We start from the raw sequence: 17,203 nt of genomic DNA, 5'->3' as shown, positions 1-17,203 counted from the left end.
CATTTTGGGCGGCATGCGTCAGGAGCGTGATCTGAGCGCCTCGTTGAGTGCCCACATATCCTTCTCCTCGGGCGCGGTCTCCAATCCGAGCACGGGAACTTGCTTGCGCAAATGGTCGTGGTGGGTGCGCACGCCATATTCGAGATCGGAGAGGTAAAAACCTCCGAAGGCTTCGGACAGCATGGATTCGTTGGACCATATCGAAAGCTGTACGTCCTCGGCCAACGTGTCGCGGTCGATGCGGTAGGATAGGTAGCGGGCTGCCGCCTGTCGCCTGGTCTCGTCGCTATAGCGGTAGATGGCGCCGCGCAGCAGCGTCTCACCCGTCGACAGCGGAAATTCCTGATAGAACTGCACCGATTCCGGCATGATCGACAGCGCGTTGTTCGGGAAGATGCCGTAGTAGATCCAGGCCTTGCGCAGGTGTTCCGGCAGGTGCTTCGCCTCGGGTGCGAGCTTGATGTATTGCGCGACGCTCCAGCGCCGTCCGGCATACGGATTGTAGGTGGCGAACGAGCGCGACACGCCGTTGACGAACGGCTCGTCGAAATAGGTCGCACCGTAAAGGTCCTGCAGCGCCGGATGCGCCATGGCGACGTGGTAGCCTTCATTGTCGACATCGCTCACCGATTTCCAGTTGACCGGCGTCTTTTGGGTCCAGATGCCCCAGGACGGCACCATCTCGGCGACGCCGTAATGGGCAATCTCGGCTTCGATCGGCTTCAACAGCTCGGCCACCGATGGCTGCGGCCCACCCTTGCGGAAACGGATGAAGATGAAGCCCATCCAGATTTCGAGCTCGAGCGGCATCAGGCCGAATTCGGTCTTGTCGAGGTCGGGGAAGGAACGGGGGCGGGCAGCACCGCGCAGCGTGCCGTCGAGATTGTAGACCCAGCCATGAAAGGGGCAGACCAGCGCATTCTTGCAAGTGCCCTGGCTGTCGGCAACGACGCGACTGCCGCGGTGGCGGCACATATTGTTGAAGGCGCGCACAACGCCATCCTTGCCGCGCACGATCAGCGCCCGCTCGCCGACCACATCCATCGTCAGATAGTCGCCGGCGTTCGGCACGTCGCAGACATGGCCGGCGATCTGCCAATGGTTGCGGAAGACGTGCTCTTTCTCGAGTTCGAGCAAGGCGTCGGAATGATAGCTCCAGCCCGGCAGCCCCCGCCGATCCCAATCGTTGGGGATTGCCACGTCACGCAGATGCGGGTTCATAAAAGGCTCTTTATTTATTGAATGCTCGTTCAATAAAAGCATATTTTCCGTTGAAATGCAATGGCTTGGGAAAATGGGGCGAATTCTTTACGGGAAATCGAGCGGGATTCGAGAGCCCAGTCCGAATGATCGAAGCCGGGAAAATCCCGGGAATTCCAGACGTTAATCCCCTTACACGTGTTGAGCGCCCGACGCTCTGTGGGCCTGGAAAAGCGACGTGGATCTGGTGCCGTGGGTAGCGGAAAACGAGAATGCCACCGGTGCTGCCAGCTACGCCTGATCGGTTTGCCCAGGAATGGCTGCGGGCTTGGTTTCATGCCGGTTACACAATCGTTAATTCATCATCGTTGGCCGGTTACAAGGTGCGATTAGGTTCGTTTCAACAGAGAAAAGAAGAAGACCGAAGGAAACGACGATGCGTACGAAAATCCAGATCACCGATACCGACCTTCGCCAGCAGGGTCCCCAGCGTAACGACCGGCGCCCGAAGCTGGCGCTGCGCCAGCGCGCCAGTGATCATCCAATGGCGATGTTCATGCTGCTGGCGGCTGCCGCATTTGCCGGCATGGCGTTGACGCCGACGGTCGGTCCGGCCTTCGCCTCACTGAACCCGCCGGCCAACCTCATCGATGGCGCGACGACCACCACCAAGACGGCGCGCCTGCCGATTCCGGAGATCGATTTTGCCTGCAAGGGGCAGGCCTGGGGCGCCGAGAGCCTGGAATGCCTACGCGTCATCGCTGCCCAGTCGGGCAAGGCACGACCGGTCCGCATGATCGCCAATGCCGCCCCGCTGGCTGATACGCCGAACGTTTTTTGATTTTTTTGCGAGCGCCCTCCAGCACTCCAGTCAGGCTCCCGCCGCAATGTCGGCCGGGAGCCTTTTTCTTCCGGGGCGAGATCGCGGAGTCTAGCCGCCCAGAGCGGCCTGCTCGGCAATGGCCGAGAGCACGCCGCGCACATCCAGCGTGCTGAACGGTTTTTCGAGGATCGGCGGTCGCTGCTGCGCCGGCAGCGCTTCGATCTCGCCTTTCGCGCCGATCAGATCGCCGGTGACAAGCACGAAGCGCCGCGCCACACCCGGCATTTCGGCGAGTAGCTCGCGATAGGCGGCTATGCCGCTGGTGCCGGGCATGCGCAAATCGGAAAACACGATGTCCGGCGGCACATGGCCGCTCAGCGTCGCGGCGGCCGAGACCCAGGCCGGCACGACCCGCGACTTGATGCCCATCAGCTCCAGAATATCGGACAGCGACGCGGCGACATCCGGCTCATCGTCTATGATCAGCGCGTGACGCAAGCCGCTCGACCGCGACGGAGCTTCGCCGGCGGCGGCCGCGCCGGCAGCGATCGCCGGCAGCTGCACGACAAAACGCACACCTCTCGGCGAAACCTCCTCGAACCAGATATTGCCATTGTGCCGCTCGATGATCGATTTCGAGATCGACAGGCCGATGCCGGTACCGACACCGACCGGCTTGGTGGTGAAATAGGATTCGAATATGCGTGAGCGTATCGCTTCCGGCACGCCTGGCCCGTTGTCCTCGACCGAGAATCCGGGATTGCCGCGGTCGCTGCGAAACGTCCGGACCTTGATCCGACGGTCGCCGGCAACGCCGGCCAAGGCGTGCTGGCTGTTGATGAGGAAGTTGGCGGCCACCTGCGTCACGTGGTCGGCATCTGCCATGGCCAGCAGCGGGCCGCTGGCGAAATCGGTGTCGATGATGATGCCGCTCGACCGTGCGCCATAGGCGGTCACTTCGAGTGCGGCGCGGATCACCTGGTTGAGGTCGGTTTCGGCCTGTGCGGCCGGGTGCAGGCGGACCATCGACAGGAAGCTCTTGACGATACGGCCGCAGCGCTCGGCAGCGGCACGCACCTTTTCGGCGCGCACCTTGGTCTGCGGATCGGCGGCGAATTCGTGCAGCAGCGTCGACTGGGCGACAACCACGGCCAGCGGATTGTTGAGCTCGTGCGAAACGCCGGCAAGCAGCGAGCCCATTGCCGCCATCTTCTCGTTCTGGTGCAGTTTTTCGCGCTGGCGGTTGATTTCCTCCTCGGCGCGCAATCTGTCGCGCAGGTCGCGGATAGAGCCGAAGATCAGCTGGCGATCGGCGACCCGCATCTCGGTTGCCGTCAGCTCGATCGGAAAAACCTCGCCGGCGGCGTTCTGGGTGACCGTTTCGAGCCGCTGGCCGACCATCGGCGCGCCGCGGCCCGACATGTATTCGGCGCCGGACGCATAGCCCTTGCGGTAATATTCCGGCACGACCGTGTCGAGCAGGTCCTTGCCGAGGATATCGCTGCGCCGATAGCCGAACATCTTTTCGGCGGCCGGATTGAATTCGATGATCGAGCCGGTCTCGTCGATGACGATGATGGCGTCGAGAGAGGCCTGCAGCATGGTGCGGCGAATGACGTCGCTGGCATGCGCGTCGGAGGGCGACCGTTCGATGGCATCGCCGATGGCGAGTGCCACCATGTGCAGCGCCGCCTCTTCCTGGTCGGTCCATTCGCGTTCGTGGATGCAGTCGTTGACCGCCAGCGTGCCCCACAAATTGCCGTGCGAAAAGACCGACACCGACAGGAATGACTTGATGTTCTGCTTTTCGAAATCGGTCCGCAGAAAGCCTTCGAGATCGCGTGTGTGCCCGGCGAAGATCTTGCCTTGACGCTCGTCCTCCGCCAGCCGTTCCAGCAATGGGTCCGAATCGACGACCGACTGCATGATGACGGTCGGTGACGCCAGTTCGCCGCCAAACCGGGGAGCGATCCAATAAGCGGCGACCGACTGGGCGAAGCCCTGGCCGGGCAGTTCGCGCAGGCGAAACAGGATGCCGCGGTGACAATCCATGGCTTCGCAAAGCGTCTGGAGAATACCCTCCATTTCGCGTTGCCAGTCGCCGGCTTCGCGCAGCCGGCGAACCACATGCACGGCCGCCATCGCCGCGCCCTGCCTGGCGCCCTGCATGTCCGCGCGTGTTGTTTCAGCCGTCATGGTCAGCCGTCATTTCCTGGCCGTGGCTTGCTCAAGCCGCCGGGCCTTAGTTGTTTTCCCCGACTGGCAGCGAGAAGATATAGCCTTCGCCGCGCACCGTGCGCAGGAATTTCGGATTGGCCGGATCCGCCTCGATCTTCTTTCTCAGCCGCATGATGCGGATGTCGACGGCGCGGGACGACTCCGGGTCCTCGACGAAACCGATCGCCTCGGAGATCGCCGCCCGCGTCAACAGCCGGTTGGCGCGCGTCAGGAACACCTCCAGCACGTCGAACTCGCTCTTGGCCATGTCGATGACCGCGCCGTTGGCGCCGGTGACGAGCCTGCCGTCGAGATCGGCGTGAAAGGGTCCGAAGCTCACGGACCGGCGGCCGCCGGATGTTTCAGCCTTGGCCTTTTGTGGCTCGGTCGGCTCCGGAACGCGGCGCAGCACGCTGCGCACCCTGGCCAGCACTTCGCGCAATTCGTAAGGCTTGACGATGTAGTCGTCAGCGCCGAGCTCCAGTCCGACGATGCGGTCCAGCGCGGTACCGGCCGCCGTCGCATAGATGATGCCGATCGGCATTTTCGACCGCATCCAGCGGCCGAGCGACAGGCCGTCCTCGCCCGGCATGGCGATGTCGAGAATGGCCAGATGGAAGGACTGGGTTTCCAAAAGGTCGCGCGCCGCCGCCGCACTTTCGGCCGTGGCCACATCATAGCCGCTGGCGCCGAGATACTCGGCGACCGCATCCCTCAGGTCGGGCTCGTCCTCGACAATGACAATTCGTGCCCGCACGATGCTTTCGCTCCCGCTTTCAGCGGAAAGTAGATTGGGTATAAACATGATGTCCAGCACTCTTCTTGGGTTGCCGTATGCGGAGTAGAAAAACATGGCTGCACGATCCGTTATCGCGCTTGTTTCCGTCGCTGAAGTAATTGCGACCGATCTCGCCGATCATCTCGAGCGGCGCGGTCATGACGTCCGCGCGGCGCGACAGCCGTGGGAGGCCGAATCGCTGCTTTCGGAAAAGGGTATCGATGTCGTGGTTGTCGGCGACAGCGTCAGCCAGGCAGAGGGGCGCGACCTGCTCAGGCGACATGGCGGCGAAGGTGGACCGGATTTCATCCTGATCTGCCGCCCGGCCGATCTGGTCGACAAGGTTTTGGCGCTCGAACTCGGCGCCGCCGACGTCGTCGAAAGCCCGCTCAATGTCAGGGAGCTTGCCGCTCGCGTAGGCGGCCTTCTGGCTCGGCGCGGCAGGAGCGCCGGGGAACTGATCGTGCTGGAGAACGCGACCGTCGATCTCCGATCGGCCATCGTCATGCACCGCTCGGGCACGGAAGAACAGCTGTCCCCCGGGCAGGTGGCGCTGCTCAGGCTGTTCCTGGCCAGCCCGCGCAAGGTGCTGACGCGGGACGACATCATCGCCGCCGCGCCCGCCGAAAATGCCGAAGCCTTCGATCGGTCGATCGATTCGCGCATCGTGAGGCTGCGCCGCAAGCTCGATACCGAAACCATCACCACCATACGGGGTGCGGGCTACCGGTTCGATCCGCCCACGCAATTCGCCGATTGAAGGCAGGACGGCCACCCTTTTGTCTTGAGCATCGGGTTTTCCCAAAACCGGTTTCCACTTTGGGGTCCGATGCTCTTCAGCGCACCACGAGAAGCGACGGGCCGGACAGCATGTCACTGTTCGTACTGACCTCGCCGGCATGGGCACGTTCCTTCAGCAGCACGGTGGCGAGGCCGGCAATGCCGAGCAGGCCCTGGACGTAAAGCAGGGCGGAAAGCACGGAAGCGGCGAATTTCGTTTTCATCCTGTTCGTTCCTCAAAATTGGAATTTACGGGCACTTCAGGGGAACCCCCGAAGCGCCCGCGCCGCCAGCGGAGCCCCCCGTTGCGGCGCGGGCCTTCGGTCCTCTCGGCTGCAAGTTGCCGGAGGCGCCGCGCATCCTCAACGGCCCTAAGCCGCCCCCGCCAGAGGGGCTTGAGCCGGTCGACGCGCAGGCTGGAAACTGTCCAGACCAATCCAGACCGTAGCGAAAACAGTGTTGTCTTCCGATCGTTCGTTGACCGCTGTTTTCGTTAGGTCAACTTTGCCTGTTCGCTGTATCCGGATCATGCCGCCGAGGCTGCGCTTTGTTGCAGCTCGGTTTCGCAGTCAGGTGAATTCCTATCAAACGAAAGGCAATCGCGTATTCGCGCCGCGGTTTGGCCGATCTGCTTAGGCAAACACGCCACCGCCAAGACGACGTTGTGCAACTGCAAGCCGCTTTGCACGGACCTTTTCTGTTAACCAGAGGAAACAGAATCGAAACACAAACGAGCACGTAGCGAAATCGGCTTGAAACATGACGCCCCGATAAGCCGGTCATCGAATTGAGCCGGCCCGGACCGGCAGAATAGGGGAGACATCATGTACACTGCCATTTCCGCCAAGCTCATCAACATCGCCGCCGCCGTGATCACCGGTACTGCCTTGCTTGTCAGTGCCGGCAACGGCGCAGCCCACGCCGCCGCCAACAAGATCGTCGCGCGTGTGTCGCTATCGCAGCAGACCATGGAAATCCTGGTCGACGGCCGGCCGACATTCGCCTGGAAGGTCTCGACCGGCGACAGGACGCACGTCACGCCGACCGGTTCGTTCAAGCCGACCCGCATGCATGAAATGTGGTATTCGAAGAAATACGACAACGCCCCGATGCCGCATTCGGTGTTCTTCAGCGGCGGCTACGCCGTACATGCGACAAGCGCCATCAAGCGCCTCGGCCAGCCAGCCTCGCATGGCTGCGTGCGTCTGCATCCGGACAACGCCGCCGATTTCTACCAGCTCGTCGAGGTCTTCGGCCCGGCCAACACCAGCATCGTCATCGTCAAGTGAGCGATGCTGCTCTCATCACTTACAAAAAGGCCGGAAATCCGGCCCTCTTTATTAGTGCAGTCTAATCCGGCATCACCGGCATCAGGTTCGGATCCGGCTTTTCGGCGTGATGCGGCAGGTCCTTGCTGGCGATAAAGGTGTAGAACATCGGCACAACGAACAGCGTGAACATGGTTCCGACCAGGATGCCGGTGAAGATCACCAGGCCCATCGAATAGCGTGCCGCGGCACCCGCGCCGCTGGAGATGATCAGCGGCACCACGCCGAGCGCCATCGCCGCCGTCGTCATCAGGATCGGCCGCAGCCGCACCCTCGCCGACGCGATGATCGCATCGCGGCGCCGCATGCCGTGCATTTCACGCTGCTGGTTGGCGAACTCGACCAGGAGGATGCCGTGCTTGGTGATGAGGCCGATCAGCGTGATCAAGCCAACCTGCGTGTAGATGTTGAGTGTCGCGGGTGGAATGCTGAACTGCAAGCCGCTGATCATGAAAATCAAATTGAGATTCGGAATCATGTTGAGCGGCAATATGGCGCCGAAGATCGAGAGCGGCACCGACATCATGATGATCAGCGGATCGCGGAAGCTTTCGAACTGCGCGGCCAGCACCAGGTATATGACCAGCACCGCCGCCGCGAAGGCGATCAGGATGGTGTTGCCCTGTTCCTTCTCTTGGCGCGATTGGCCGGAATAATCGATAAAGAAAGTGTCCGGCAGGCTCTCCTTGGCGATATCCTCGATTGCTTTCAAACCGTCGCCGGTGGTGACACCAGGCAGCGGCAGGGCGGAAATTGTTGCGGAATTCAACTGATTGAACTGCTCGATCACAGCAGGCGACGCGTTGGTCGAGATCTTCACCACCGCCGAGAGCGGCACCATCTCGCCAGACACACTGCGCACGAAATACTCGCCCAGCTTTTCAGGGTTGTCGCGAAAGCTCTGCGGCACCTGCGGGATGATGTCGTAGCTGTTTGATTCGCGGTCGAACTGCGCCACCTCGGCACCACCGACCAGAAGCGTCAGCGTCCGGCCGATGTCGGCGATCGGCAGGTTGAGCGCGGCTGCGCGGTCGCGGTCGATCGTCACCGTCACTTGCGGCGCGTCATAGGACATTGAATTCTGCACGGCGAGGAAGCGACCGGAGGCCTGCGCCTTGTTCTTGATGTCCTCGGCCGCCTCGTACACTCGGGAGGCCTCGCCGGTCGAGCGCACCACCATTGTGATTGGCAGGCCGCCGCCCGATCCGGGCAGCGTCGGCGGCGCGAAGACGAAAGCATCGACGCCTGCCACCTTGGCAAGGCGGGCAGTGATGTCTTCCTGAAGTTCCTTCGAGCTGCGCGCGCGCTCGGCCCAGTCCTTGAACGCAAAGCCGACGAAAGCGCTGTTCGTCGGGCCTTGGAACGCGACGGCGGAGAACCGCGCCCTGGTTTCGGGGATATCATTCACCAGCCCGAGAATCTGGTTCACATAGGTCTCGGTGTAGTCCGAGGTCGCATAGCGCGGCGCGTTCACAATAGATAGCAAGAAGCCCTGGTCTTCTTCCGGCGCCAGTTCGCTCGAGGTCTTGGTGAACATGAAACCGGTCGTGGCGACCAGCGCGAGGACGATCATCAGCGTCACCGGGCGATAGTTCAACGAACCGGTGACGAGCCGCTCATAGATGTGTTCGACGCGCCCGAACGTATTGTCGACAATGCGCTGGAAGCGGCTGTGCGACCCGGACCTCAGGATACGTGCCGACATCATCGGTGTGATGGTGAGGGCGACGACACCCGAAAGCACCACCGAGCCGGCAAGCGTCACCGCGAATTCGCGAAACAGCGCGCCGGTCAGGCCGCCGGTGAAGGCCAGCGGCGCGAACACGGCGGCCAGTGTTATCGTCATGGCGACGACGGCGGAAGAGATCTCCCGCATGCCGTTGAAGGCTGCCTGCATCGGTGACAAGCCATCTTCCTCCATGTGGCGGTGGATGTTTTCCACCACCACGATGGCATCGTCGACGACGAGGCCGATCGCCAGCACCATGGCCAGCAACGACAAAAGATTGATCGAATAGCCCACCGAAAACAGCAGGAAACAGACGCCGATCAGCGACAGCGGAATGGTCACGATCGGCATCAGCACCGAGCGGAACGAGCCGAGGAAGAGCAGGATAACAACGATGACGATGGCGACCGCCTCGCCGATGGTCTTGAACACCTCCTCGATCGACGCACTGATCTGCTCGGTTGAATCGTAGACGATCTCCATCGTCATGCCTTGCGGCAGCGTCTCCTGGATGGTCGGCACGATCTTGTGGATTGCCGCCGCGGTGGTCAGCGGATTGGCGGCCGGCGTCGGAAAGATGGCGAGAAAGATGCCGGGCTTGCCGTTGAAGGTGACCCTGGTGTCGGTGTTCGCCGCGGCGAGCTCGACGCGGGCCACGTCGCGCAGTCTCACCACATTGCCGTCCTTCGAGCGGAGCGGAAGGGCAGCGAAAGCCTCCGGCGTCTGCAGGGTCGAGCGAACCGTGATCGAGGAAGCCACATATTCGTTTTCGGTATCGCCGGGCGCGGAGAGGAAATTCGATTCGTTGATGGCGGTCAGCACTTCCGCCGCCGTCACGCCGCGCGCCGCCAGTTTGATCGGGTCGATCCAGACACGCATCGAGTATTCGGCGGCGCCGAAAATCTGCACGTCGGCAACACCTTCGACCGTCGAGATACGCGGCCGCACGACGCGCTCGATATATTCGGTGAGTTGTTCCGGCGTCATGTTCGGGTTCTGCATCGAGATGTACATCATCGCGAACTGCTGGCCGGTGCCCTTGACGATCACCGGGTCTTTGGTTTCGTCCGGCAGATCGCCGCGCACGCTCTGGACCTTCGACAAGACTTCGTTCAGCGCCACGTCAGGGTCGGAGCCGAGTTTCATCTGCACTGTCACGGTGCTGGATGACGGCCGGCTCGCCGACGTGACATAATCGATGTTTTCGGTCGACGCGACGGCACGCGCGATCGGCGCGGAAATGAACCCCTGGATCAGGTCGGCGCTGGCGCCGGGATAGGCAGTGGTGATGGTGATGGCCGTTTCTTCAACCTCTGGATACTGCCGGATCGAAAGGTTGAAGATGCCTTGGAAACCCAGAAGCAGGATCATGCAGGCAAGCACGGTCGAAAGGACCGGGCGGCGGATGAAGAGGTCGGAAAAGCTCATTGCTGGGCTGCCTGCTGGTTCCCCGGCTTGCTCGGATCGATCGTGTTGTCGACGGCAACGGACATGCCGTTGGAGAGCCGGTTCTGGCCGGCGGTAACGACTTCGTCGCCGGGCGCGATGCCCTCCAGGATCTCGACCAGGCCGGCGTTGCGGCGGCCTGGCTTGACGAACACCTGGGCGAGCACGAGCTGCGGCTTCTGTTCTTCCGCTGCCGGCTTGGCCTCCTCTGCCGGTTTGGCTGGGGTAGCAGCCGGCTTTTCGTCGGGTTTTGCCGCGGGTGCTTCGGCCGCGGGCTTGGCAGCATCTGCAGCCGGCTTTTCTTCCGGCTTTGCCTCGGGCGCCGCGCCGTTGGCTTCGGCGGATTTGGCCGGGCGCACCACGAAGACGAAGTCGCCGTACAGGCTGGAAGTCAGCGCCGTCTGCGGCAGCGCCAGCACGTCGTTCTCCTCGGGCAGTTCGACGCGCACCTGGACGAACTGGCCGGGCGTCAGCTTGCCTTCGGGATTGCCGACCTCCGCCCTCACGGTCACCAGCCGGCTGGTCGGGTCGATCTTCGGATCGATGCCGCGGATGCTGCCGGTGAACGGCATGTCGCCGCCGCCGACGCCCAACCGCACCGTCTGTCCGATCTTCAGCTGCGGAAGCTGCTGCTCCGGCACGGTGAAATCGACACGCATCGTATCCATGTCCTGCAAGGTCACCACAGCGGTGCCGGGTGTGAGATACTGGCCAAGGTCGATTTTCGGAATACCGACGGTACCCTTGAAAGGGGCCGTCAACTGCTTTTGGTCGAGCACCGCTTGCAGCTTGTTTACCTGCGCTGCGGAGACCGATGCTGCTGCCTGCGCCGTGTCGAGCGTAGCGTCGGTGCCGACCCCGCGCTTCTGCAGCTCAAGAGCGCGCATCAGCGTCGTCTGGTCGGATGTGGCTTGCGCCTTCGATGCCACGAGGTCGGCTCGCTCGACTTCATCGTCGAGCTGAAGCAGCACGGCGTTGGCGGCGACCTTCTGATTGGCATGGAACAGGATGTCCTTGACGATGCCCGCGGTTTCGACGGTGAGGTCGACGCCGCGTACGGCACTGACAGTGCCGATCGCCTCGATGCCGGGCGTCCAGGACATCGGTTTGACGATGACCGTCGACACGGTCGCGGCCGGCGGCTTCATGCTGGCGAAGAACTGTTTGGTTGCCATGTCGTGAAACAGGTTGAAGCCGACGATGCCGCCGCACACCAGCACGAGCAGAATGAAGGCGATGATGAAGCGCTTGATCACGAACAGTCCCCTCGGCCACGGCCCAGCATAACGGTCGGACGACCGGAACACATACCTGTGACTGGTCCCAATTTCAAATGACGGCGATCTTACTGTACCGTCTGGACGGTCTTGTCAATTCCGCCTAAGCTAATGAATGGGGAACGCTTGATGAAGGCCCGCAGAGCAAATTCGCGCGAGAAGATTCTCGCCGCCGCCGCCGCCGTGGCGCGCGAGACGGGTCCTGGCAGCCTGTCGCTGGATGCGGTCGCCAGCCGTGCCGGCGTGTCGAAGGGTGGTCTTCTCTACAATTTCCCGACCAAGGCGAAATTGATGCAGGCGCTGGTAGAGGATTACCTGCGCGCCTTCGAGCAGGCCCTGGAGTCCGCCCGCACGGCCGGCGTCAACGGCGAAAGCCCGCTTGCAACTTATATCAAGCTGTCGGCCGAGCATGCCGAGGAATCGAAACCGTCGGCATCCTGGATATTTTCGGCGATTGCCGAGGATCCCGATTTCCTGACCCCGATAAAATCGTTCAGGCGGCAGCTGTTCGAGCGGCTGAAGCAGGAAACGCCGAACCTTAGGGCGCTGCTGGTCTGCTATCTCGCCATCGAAGGGCTTCGCAGCATGAACCTGTTCGGTTCGGACATTCTCTCCGCCGAAGAGCGCCGGCTGCTGATATCGACCCTGCTGGAGATCGCGGAATAGTCTAGGAATGCGCTGGCCGGGTTCAACTGCCTCGGTCGCGTCGATCGCCCGTTGCGTCAACCCAAAGTGCCTGCCGTCACACAGGCTTCATCGTGCCGACATAGCGTCCTCCCATTCTTTGCTGCAACGCAGGAGGAGTGGGGTGTGGTCGATATTGTTTCAAGCGAGGCAGGAATTCCAAGGCCGGAGCATCCGCTTGACCGGCCAAACGACACCGGTAAATGGTTTCTGCCGGCCTTTGCCGTCATCATTCTGGGCGGCCTTGCCTATGTCGGCTACGCGCTCAGCCAGGACCTGACCAGCACCATCGCGGTGCCGTGGATCCTGCTTGGGCTGGCGCTGCTGATCGCGCTCGGCTTCGAATTCGTCAACGGTTTTCACGACACTGCCAATGCGGTGGCAACGGTGATCTACACGCATTCCATGCCGGCCGAGCTTGCAGTGATGTGGTCCGGCTTCTTCAACTTCCTCGGCGTGCTTACCGCCAGCGGGGCGGTCGCCTTCGGCATCATATCGCTGCTGCCGGTCGAATTGATCCTTCAGGTCGGATCGAGCGCGGGGCTGGCCATGGTCTTCGCGCTGCTGGTCGCAGCGATCATGTGGAATCTCGGAACCTGGTATCTCGGCCTGCCGGCCTCGAGCTCGCACACGCTGATCGGTTCGATCATCGGCGTCGGTCTCGCCAACCAGTTCATGGCCCCGGCCGGCTCCGTCACCAGCGGCGTCGACTGGTCGCAGGCGTCCAATGTCGGCCTGTCGCTCCTGATCTCGCCGCTGGTCGGTTTTGGCCTGGCTGCACTGCTGCTTCTGGTGATGAAGCTGCTGGTCAGGAACCGCGAGCTCTACGAGGCGCCCAAGTCGAGCGCGCCGCCGCCGCTGTGGATTCGGGCGCTGCTTATTTTCACCTGCACCGGCGTCAGCTTTGCCCACGGCTCCAATGACGGGCAAAAGGGCATGGGCCTCATCATGCTCATCCCGATCGGCGTCGTGCCGACCGCCTTCGCGCTCAACCGCACACCGGACGTGAACTATCTCGAAGCTTACAAATCGGCGGCGACGCAGGTCGAAACGGTACTCGGCAAATACGTCAAGCCCGGCGTCGCCGTGACCGATGCGGCAACCGTGGTCGGCAACGCCGTTCGCACCAAGACCTGGAAGGACGAGACCACGCCTGCCCTGCAGAGCTTCATCCACGACACCAGCGCCATGTTGTCGCCCTATCCGTCCGTGGAAAAGCTGCCGACAACGCTGGTCAGCAACGCCCGCAACAACATCTATCTTATCGGTGAAGCGCTGAAGCTGATCGACAAGAAGAAGCTGCTGCCGATGGAGGCAGACGACCTGAAGGCGGTGACGACCTACCATAAGGCGGTCGACAACGCGACGAAGTTCATCCCGCTCTGGGTCAAGGTCGCCATCGCGCTGGCGCTCGGCCTCGGCACCATGGTCGGCTGGAAGCGCATCGTCGTCACCGTCGGCGAGAAGATCGGCAAAAGCCATTTGACCTACGGTCAGGGTGCGTCCGCCGAGCTTGTCGCGATGGCGACGATCGCATCGGCCGACTATCTCGGCCTGCCGGTCTCAACCACCCATGTGCTGTCCTCGGGCGTTGCCGGCACCATGGCGGCGAACGGCTCGGGCCTGCAATGGTCGACGGTGCGCAACATGCTGATGGCCTGGATACTGACCCTTCCGGTCTCCATCTGTCTTGCCTTCGTGTTGTTCGTCATCTTCCGCCAGGTGTTCTGAGCGGGGGCAGGGTTTGACCAGAATGTCGCGGCACCGGCCCCGGCGCCGCCCTGATCACCTGAACGTGCATCGTTTCGGCGGCGGCCATGAATGACGCATCGCATCTGACATTGCTTGCCGCGGACGACCAGCATCATGCTCCCGGGCTGGTCTGGGCCTATCATGCCGCTCCCGGCAAAGCTCCCGAACCGCTGGCGCCCCGAGACATAGAGGCCGCGCTGGCCTCAGCGGGCGGCTGGGTCTGGCTGCATGTCGACCTTGTCGACCGGCGCGCCCATTCCTGGGTCAGCCATGCCTGCGCGCTGCCGGCGTCGGCTCATGCAATCCTCGAAGGACATGAGGACAGCCTAGTGCTGGCGCATGAGAATGGCGTCGTCCACGGCATTTCGGCCGATCTGCATGGCGAGATCACCCATCAGTCGACGACCATCGGCAGATTGCATTTTGCGGTCTCGGAACGGCTGCTGGTCACCGGCCGCCGGCATCCGCTGGCGGCAGTGGAGGAAGTGCACACGGCCCTTGCCGCGGGGCTGCGGCCGGCCACGGCATTCGAGCTGTTCGAAATGCTAGTCATGGCTTTTTGCAAGACCACCAGCCTGCGGCTCGCCGCGGCAACGAAGCGGCTGGATGCAGTCGAGGATCATCTCGTGACCGAGCGGCTTGCCGACGAAAAACGGCAGCTGAAGGATGTGCGCCGCCTTGCCGTATCCCTGCATCGGCCGATCTCGGCCCTGGCAGCGCTTTTCCAGGACGAAGACCGTTCCGCCTGGAACCTTTCCGCCGGCGCACATGAAGTTCTGCGCCGGCTTGCTGCGCGCCTTGAACGGCTCGACCGCGAGGTCGTCATGATCAACGACCGGGCAAGGCTGCTGCAGGAGGAGCTTGCGGCTGAGCTTGCCGACGAATCGAACCGTAGCCTCAAGGCGCTGGCGGTGATGAGCGCGCTGCTTTTGCCAGGAACCCTGATCGTCGGCATTTTCGGCATGAACACAGGCGGACTGCCATTTGCCGAGAGTCCCAGCGGCTTCTTCCTGGCGATGCTGCTGGCGGTTGGCGCGACCGGCCTGTTCTACTGGCTCCTACTGCGCGCCGGCGCCAATCTGCGGTTCTGAGGCCGATTAATGGCGGCGTTCGTTCACCTGTGTCAAAATACGGGCTGCCACCTCGAAACCACGCCATCCCGCCTTCCGAAAATCGGTTCCGATTTTCAGGCCGATGCGCTAGAGCCTTTCGGGATTGAACCGTGCCTTTAACCCGGAAAGGCTCCCACCGCTGCCCATGCCCCATCTTCCCGAGCATCTTCTCACCGGCTACCGCAATTTCATGAATGGCCGCTATCTCACCGAGAGCGGGCGTTATCGCTCGCTGGCGCGAGAGGGCCAGGCACCGGAAACGATGATCGTCGCCTGCTGCGATTCCCGTGCCGCGCCCGAAGCGATCTTCGATGCCGGGCCGGGCGAGCTGTTCGTGCTGCGCAATGTCGGCAATCTGGTGCCGCCCTATGCGCCAGACGATCAGTTCCACTCGACATCGGCGGCGCTCGAATTTGCGGTGCAGAGCCTCAAGGTCAAGAACATCGTGGTGATGGGCCACGGCCGCTGCGGCGGCATCCGCGCAGCGCTCGACACCACGGCCGCCCCATTGTCGCCGGGCGATTTCATCGGCAAATGGATGAGCCTGATCGCGCCGGCGGCCGAGACCGTGTCGTCGAGCACCTTCATGACGGCGACCGAGCGCCAGACGGCGCTGGAGCGCATCTCGATCCGCTATTCCATAGCCAATCTGCGCACCTTCCCTTGTGTTTCGATCCTCGAAGGCAAGGGGCGACTGTCACTGCACGGTGCCTGGTTCGATATTTCGACCGGCGAGCTTTGGGTGATGAACAAGGACACAGGCGATTTCGAGCGGCCGGAGACGGAGTAGGAGACGAGGCATGATGCGAGCTCGGTTCGCGTTCGCGGCGGCAGCGCTGCTGTGCTCGGCAAATATCGCCCGCGCCGACGATAGCGCGATCATAGACCGCTGGTATTCGGCACTGCTGGTCGCCGACCGCACCGAATTGTCGGACCTGCTTGCCGACAACGTCCGCATCAAGCTCGACGACCTCGGCGTCGTGCAAAGCAAGCAGGAATTCATCGCCTCGATCGCCGAGTGGCAGGACGCCGTCGCCGGGGCCGAAATCCGCCATCGGATCGAGAAGACGGAGGGCGGCGTCACCACTGTGATCGCCTGCTATGATTTTCCCAGTAACGACATGCTGATGCAGGAGACTTTCGCGATCGCCAACGACCAGATCAGCGCCAGTTCGCAAGCCGCGATCGCCGAAAACTGCGACGGCTACTGACGAAATTTGGTCTTGAGCTTCTCGGGGGATAGGCGCTGGAATTGCCGGCGTCAATTCGGACCTGTCCACGTCACGTGGTTACGCAGGTGGGAACGCCAATGCGACAAGCCATGCGGTCAATCCACTCACAACGACGGTCGCGCCCTACAAAAGTGCACTGTTACCGGAATTCGAAATCTTATGTGTTGGAGGGCAATGATGGGCAATCAATTCAATCTTTTCCTGTCGCACAGAGATGAAATCGTTTTCAACCATGCCTTGTCCAAGGGTGTTGAGAATATAGTATTCGTCAAGCCGTCCATCGAAGATGGCGATACCCCCATTTTTTGGGAGCCCATCCGAGAAGAAGAACGGTCTTTTAAAAACAGAAGAGTTCTGATATCGTCAAAGGATTTTTTAAACAACATAGTCCTTGAGCGTGACGCTGAAAATAAATGTTTGCAAGTTAGTTCAAGATTATCTCCGGTAATTGAATATGATATAAATCTGTGGCGCGGCGATGTAATGTTGCCTGGCAGAATGTACTATAATTTAGACTGGTCGGAAGGCGATATGAGGAAAGAATACGACGCATACTTTAGTCGTGTTTTCAAGTTGTCTAAATCTAACCTAAATAAAATTAGAAATAGTCACGGAAGCGTTATCTATCTCGGAAACGAAATGATGCCTGAATTTTACAACGAGACCATGGATTTTAGATTATTATAGATGGGAATTACCGTTACAGTGCACTTTTTGCTGCGCTGCGCGCGAGTGGGCATCCTGGTTCGCATACGAGTCGTGGGCACGCATCAGTGTTAACCAGCCGCGCTGTTGCGCGCAACCGGCCGGCGCCTTACATCGGTGACGATCCGCCTCCTCCCGCC

General features: G+C 61.7%; 15 protein-coding genes. 9 read left to right on the top strand and 6 right to left on the bottom strand.

Going from position 1 to position 17,203, the window contains the following annotated elements; genetic code table 11:
* Positions 1 to 18: 18 nt before the first annotated feature.
* Complete coding sequence (locus NKJ32_RS00385) at positions 19 to 1,221, bottom strand: aromatic ring-hydroxylating oxygenase subunit alpha (RefSeq protein WP_352826633.1); 1,203 nt, start codon at positions 1,219 to 1,221, stop codon at positions 19 to 21.
* A gap of 415 nt (positions 1,222 to 1,636) precedes the next feature.
* Between NKJ32_RS00385 and NKJ32_RS00380 the strand changes: the two genes are divergently transcribed.
* The gene (locus tag NKJ32_RS00380; RefSeq protein WP_352754690.1) at positions 1,637 to 2,041 is read left to right on the top strand and encodes a hypothetical protein; all 405 of its coding nucleotides are present in this window, start codon (positions 1,637 to 1,639) and stop codon (positions 2,039 to 2,041) included.
* A gap of 90 nt (positions 2,042 to 2,131) precedes the next feature.
* Here the strand turns inward: NKJ32_RS00380 and NKJ32_RS00375 are convergent, their stop codons facing one another.
* Entirely contained in the window at positions 2,132 to 4,219 is a 2,088-nt protein-coding gene (locus NKJ32_RS00375; protein WP_352623023.1) for a PAS domain S-box protein, read from the bottom strand.
* Between the two features lie 46 nt (positions 4,220 to 4,265).
* Complete coding sequence (locus NKJ32_RS00370) at positions 4,266 to 5,045, bottom strand: response regulator (protein WP_198023578.1); 780 nt, start codon at positions 5,043 to 5,045, stop codon at positions 4,266 to 4,268.
* A 46-nt stretch (positions 5,046 to 5,091) separates the two neighbouring features.
* Between NKJ32_RS00370 and NKJ32_RS00365 the strand changes: the two genes are divergently transcribed.
* The gene (locus tag NKJ32_RS00365) at positions 5,092 to 5,778 is read left to right on the top strand and encodes a response regulator transcription factor (RefSeq protein WP_292663715.1); all 687 of its coding nucleotides are present in this window, start codon (positions 5,092 to 5,094) and stop codon (positions 5,776 to 5,778) included.
* Between the two features lie 76 nt (positions 5,779 to 5,854).
* Here the strand turns inward: NKJ32_RS00365 and NKJ32_RS00360 are convergent, their stop codons facing one another.
* Entirely contained in the window at positions 5,855 to 6,022 is a 168-nt protein-coding gene (locus NKJ32_RS00360) for a hypothetical protein (protein WP_352451255.1), read from the bottom strand.
* A 600-nt stretch (positions 6,023 to 6,622) separates the two neighbouring features.
* Here NKJ32_RS00360 and NKJ32_RS00355 point away from each other — a divergent pair.
* Positions 6,623 to 7,087: a L,D-transpeptidase gene (locus NKJ32_RS00355; protein ID WP_352458095.1), complete on the top strand. Its 465-nt coding sequence runs from the start codon at positions 6,623 to 6,625 to the stop codon at positions 7,085 to 7,087.
* A 61-nt stretch (positions 7,088 to 7,148) separates the two neighbouring features.
* Here the strand turns inward: NKJ32_RS00355 and NKJ32_RS00350 are convergent, their stop codons facing one another.
* Together NKJ32_RS00350 and NKJ32_RS00345 are read right to left on the bottom strand one after the other, a co-directional pair.
* Positions 7,149 to 10,283, bottom strand: a complete 3,135-nt coding sequence (locus NKJ32_RS00350; protein WP_352696926.1) for an efflux RND transporter permease subunit — start codon at positions 10,281 to 10,283, stop codon at positions 7,149 to 7,151.
* On the bottom strand, positions 10,280 to 11,557 hold the full coding sequence (locus NKJ32_RS00345) for an efflux RND transporter periplasmic adaptor subunit (protein WP_502894513.1): 1,278 nt from the start codon (positions 11,555 to 11,557) through the stop codon (positions 10,280 to 10,282). The genes NKJ32_RS00350 and NKJ32_RS00345 overlap by 4 nt, the downstream gene beginning before the upstream one ends.
* A gap of 150 nt (positions 11,558 to 11,707) precedes the next feature.
* Between NKJ32_RS00345 and NKJ32_RS00340 the strand changes: the two genes are divergently transcribed.
* The 6 genes from NKJ32_RS00340 to NKJ32_RS00315 all read left to right on the top strand — a co-directional run bounded on the left by NKJ32_RS00340 (position 11,708) and on the right by NKJ32_RS00315 (position 17,045).
* Positions 11,708 to 12,244, top strand: coding sequence for a TetR/AcrR family transcriptional regulator (locus NKJ32_RS00340; RefSeq protein ID WP_352724370.1), 537 nt, complete (start codon positions 11,708 to 11,710; stop codon positions 12,242 to 12,244).
* Positions 12,245 to 12,388: 144 nt separating this feature from the next.
* Positions 12,389 to 13,993, top strand: a complete 1,605-nt coding sequence (locus tag NKJ32_RS00335; RefSeq protein ID WP_352724371.1) for an inorganic phosphate transporter — start codon at positions 12,389 to 12,391, stop codon at positions 13,991 to 13,993.
* Positions 13,994 to 14,079: 86 nt separating this feature from the next.
* A complete protein-coding gene (locus NKJ32_RS00330; protein ID WP_352594108.1) occupies positions 14,080 to 15,105 on the top strand; it encodes a transporter in 1,026 nt (341 codons plus the stop codon).
* Between the two features lie 166 nt (positions 15,106 to 15,271).
* On the top strand, positions 15,272 to 15,916 hold the full coding sequence (locus NKJ32_RS00325) for a carbonic anhydrase (protein ID WP_352458100.1): 645 nt from the start codon (positions 15,272 to 15,274) through the stop codon (positions 15,914 to 15,916).
* Positions 15,917 to 15,929: 13 nt separating this feature from the next.
* Positions 15,930 to 16,337 carry a nuclear transport factor 2 family protein gene (locus NKJ32_RS00320; protein WP_352574921.1) on the top strand — a complete coding sequence of 136 codons (408 nt, stop codon included), beginning with the start codon at positions 15,930 to 15,932 and terminating at the stop codon, positions 16,335 to 16,337.
* A 198-nt stretch (positions 16,338 to 16,535) separates the two neighbouring features.
* Positions 16,536 to 17,045, top strand: coding sequence for a hypothetical protein (locus NKJ32_RS00315; RefSeq protein ID WP_352782955.1), 510 nt, complete (start codon positions 16,536 to 16,538; stop codon positions 17,043 to 17,045).
* Positions 17,046 to 17,203 lie beyond the last annotated feature (158 nt).

The sequence above is a fragment of the Mesorhizobium sp. M0159 genome (genome assembly GCF_040322295.1).
In the GTDB taxonomy this organism is placed as follows: Bacteria; Pseudomonadota; Alphaproteobacteria; order Rhizobiales; family Rhizobiaceae; genus Mesorhizobium.
This window is presented reverse-complemented; position numbering and strand designations above follow the sequence as displayed.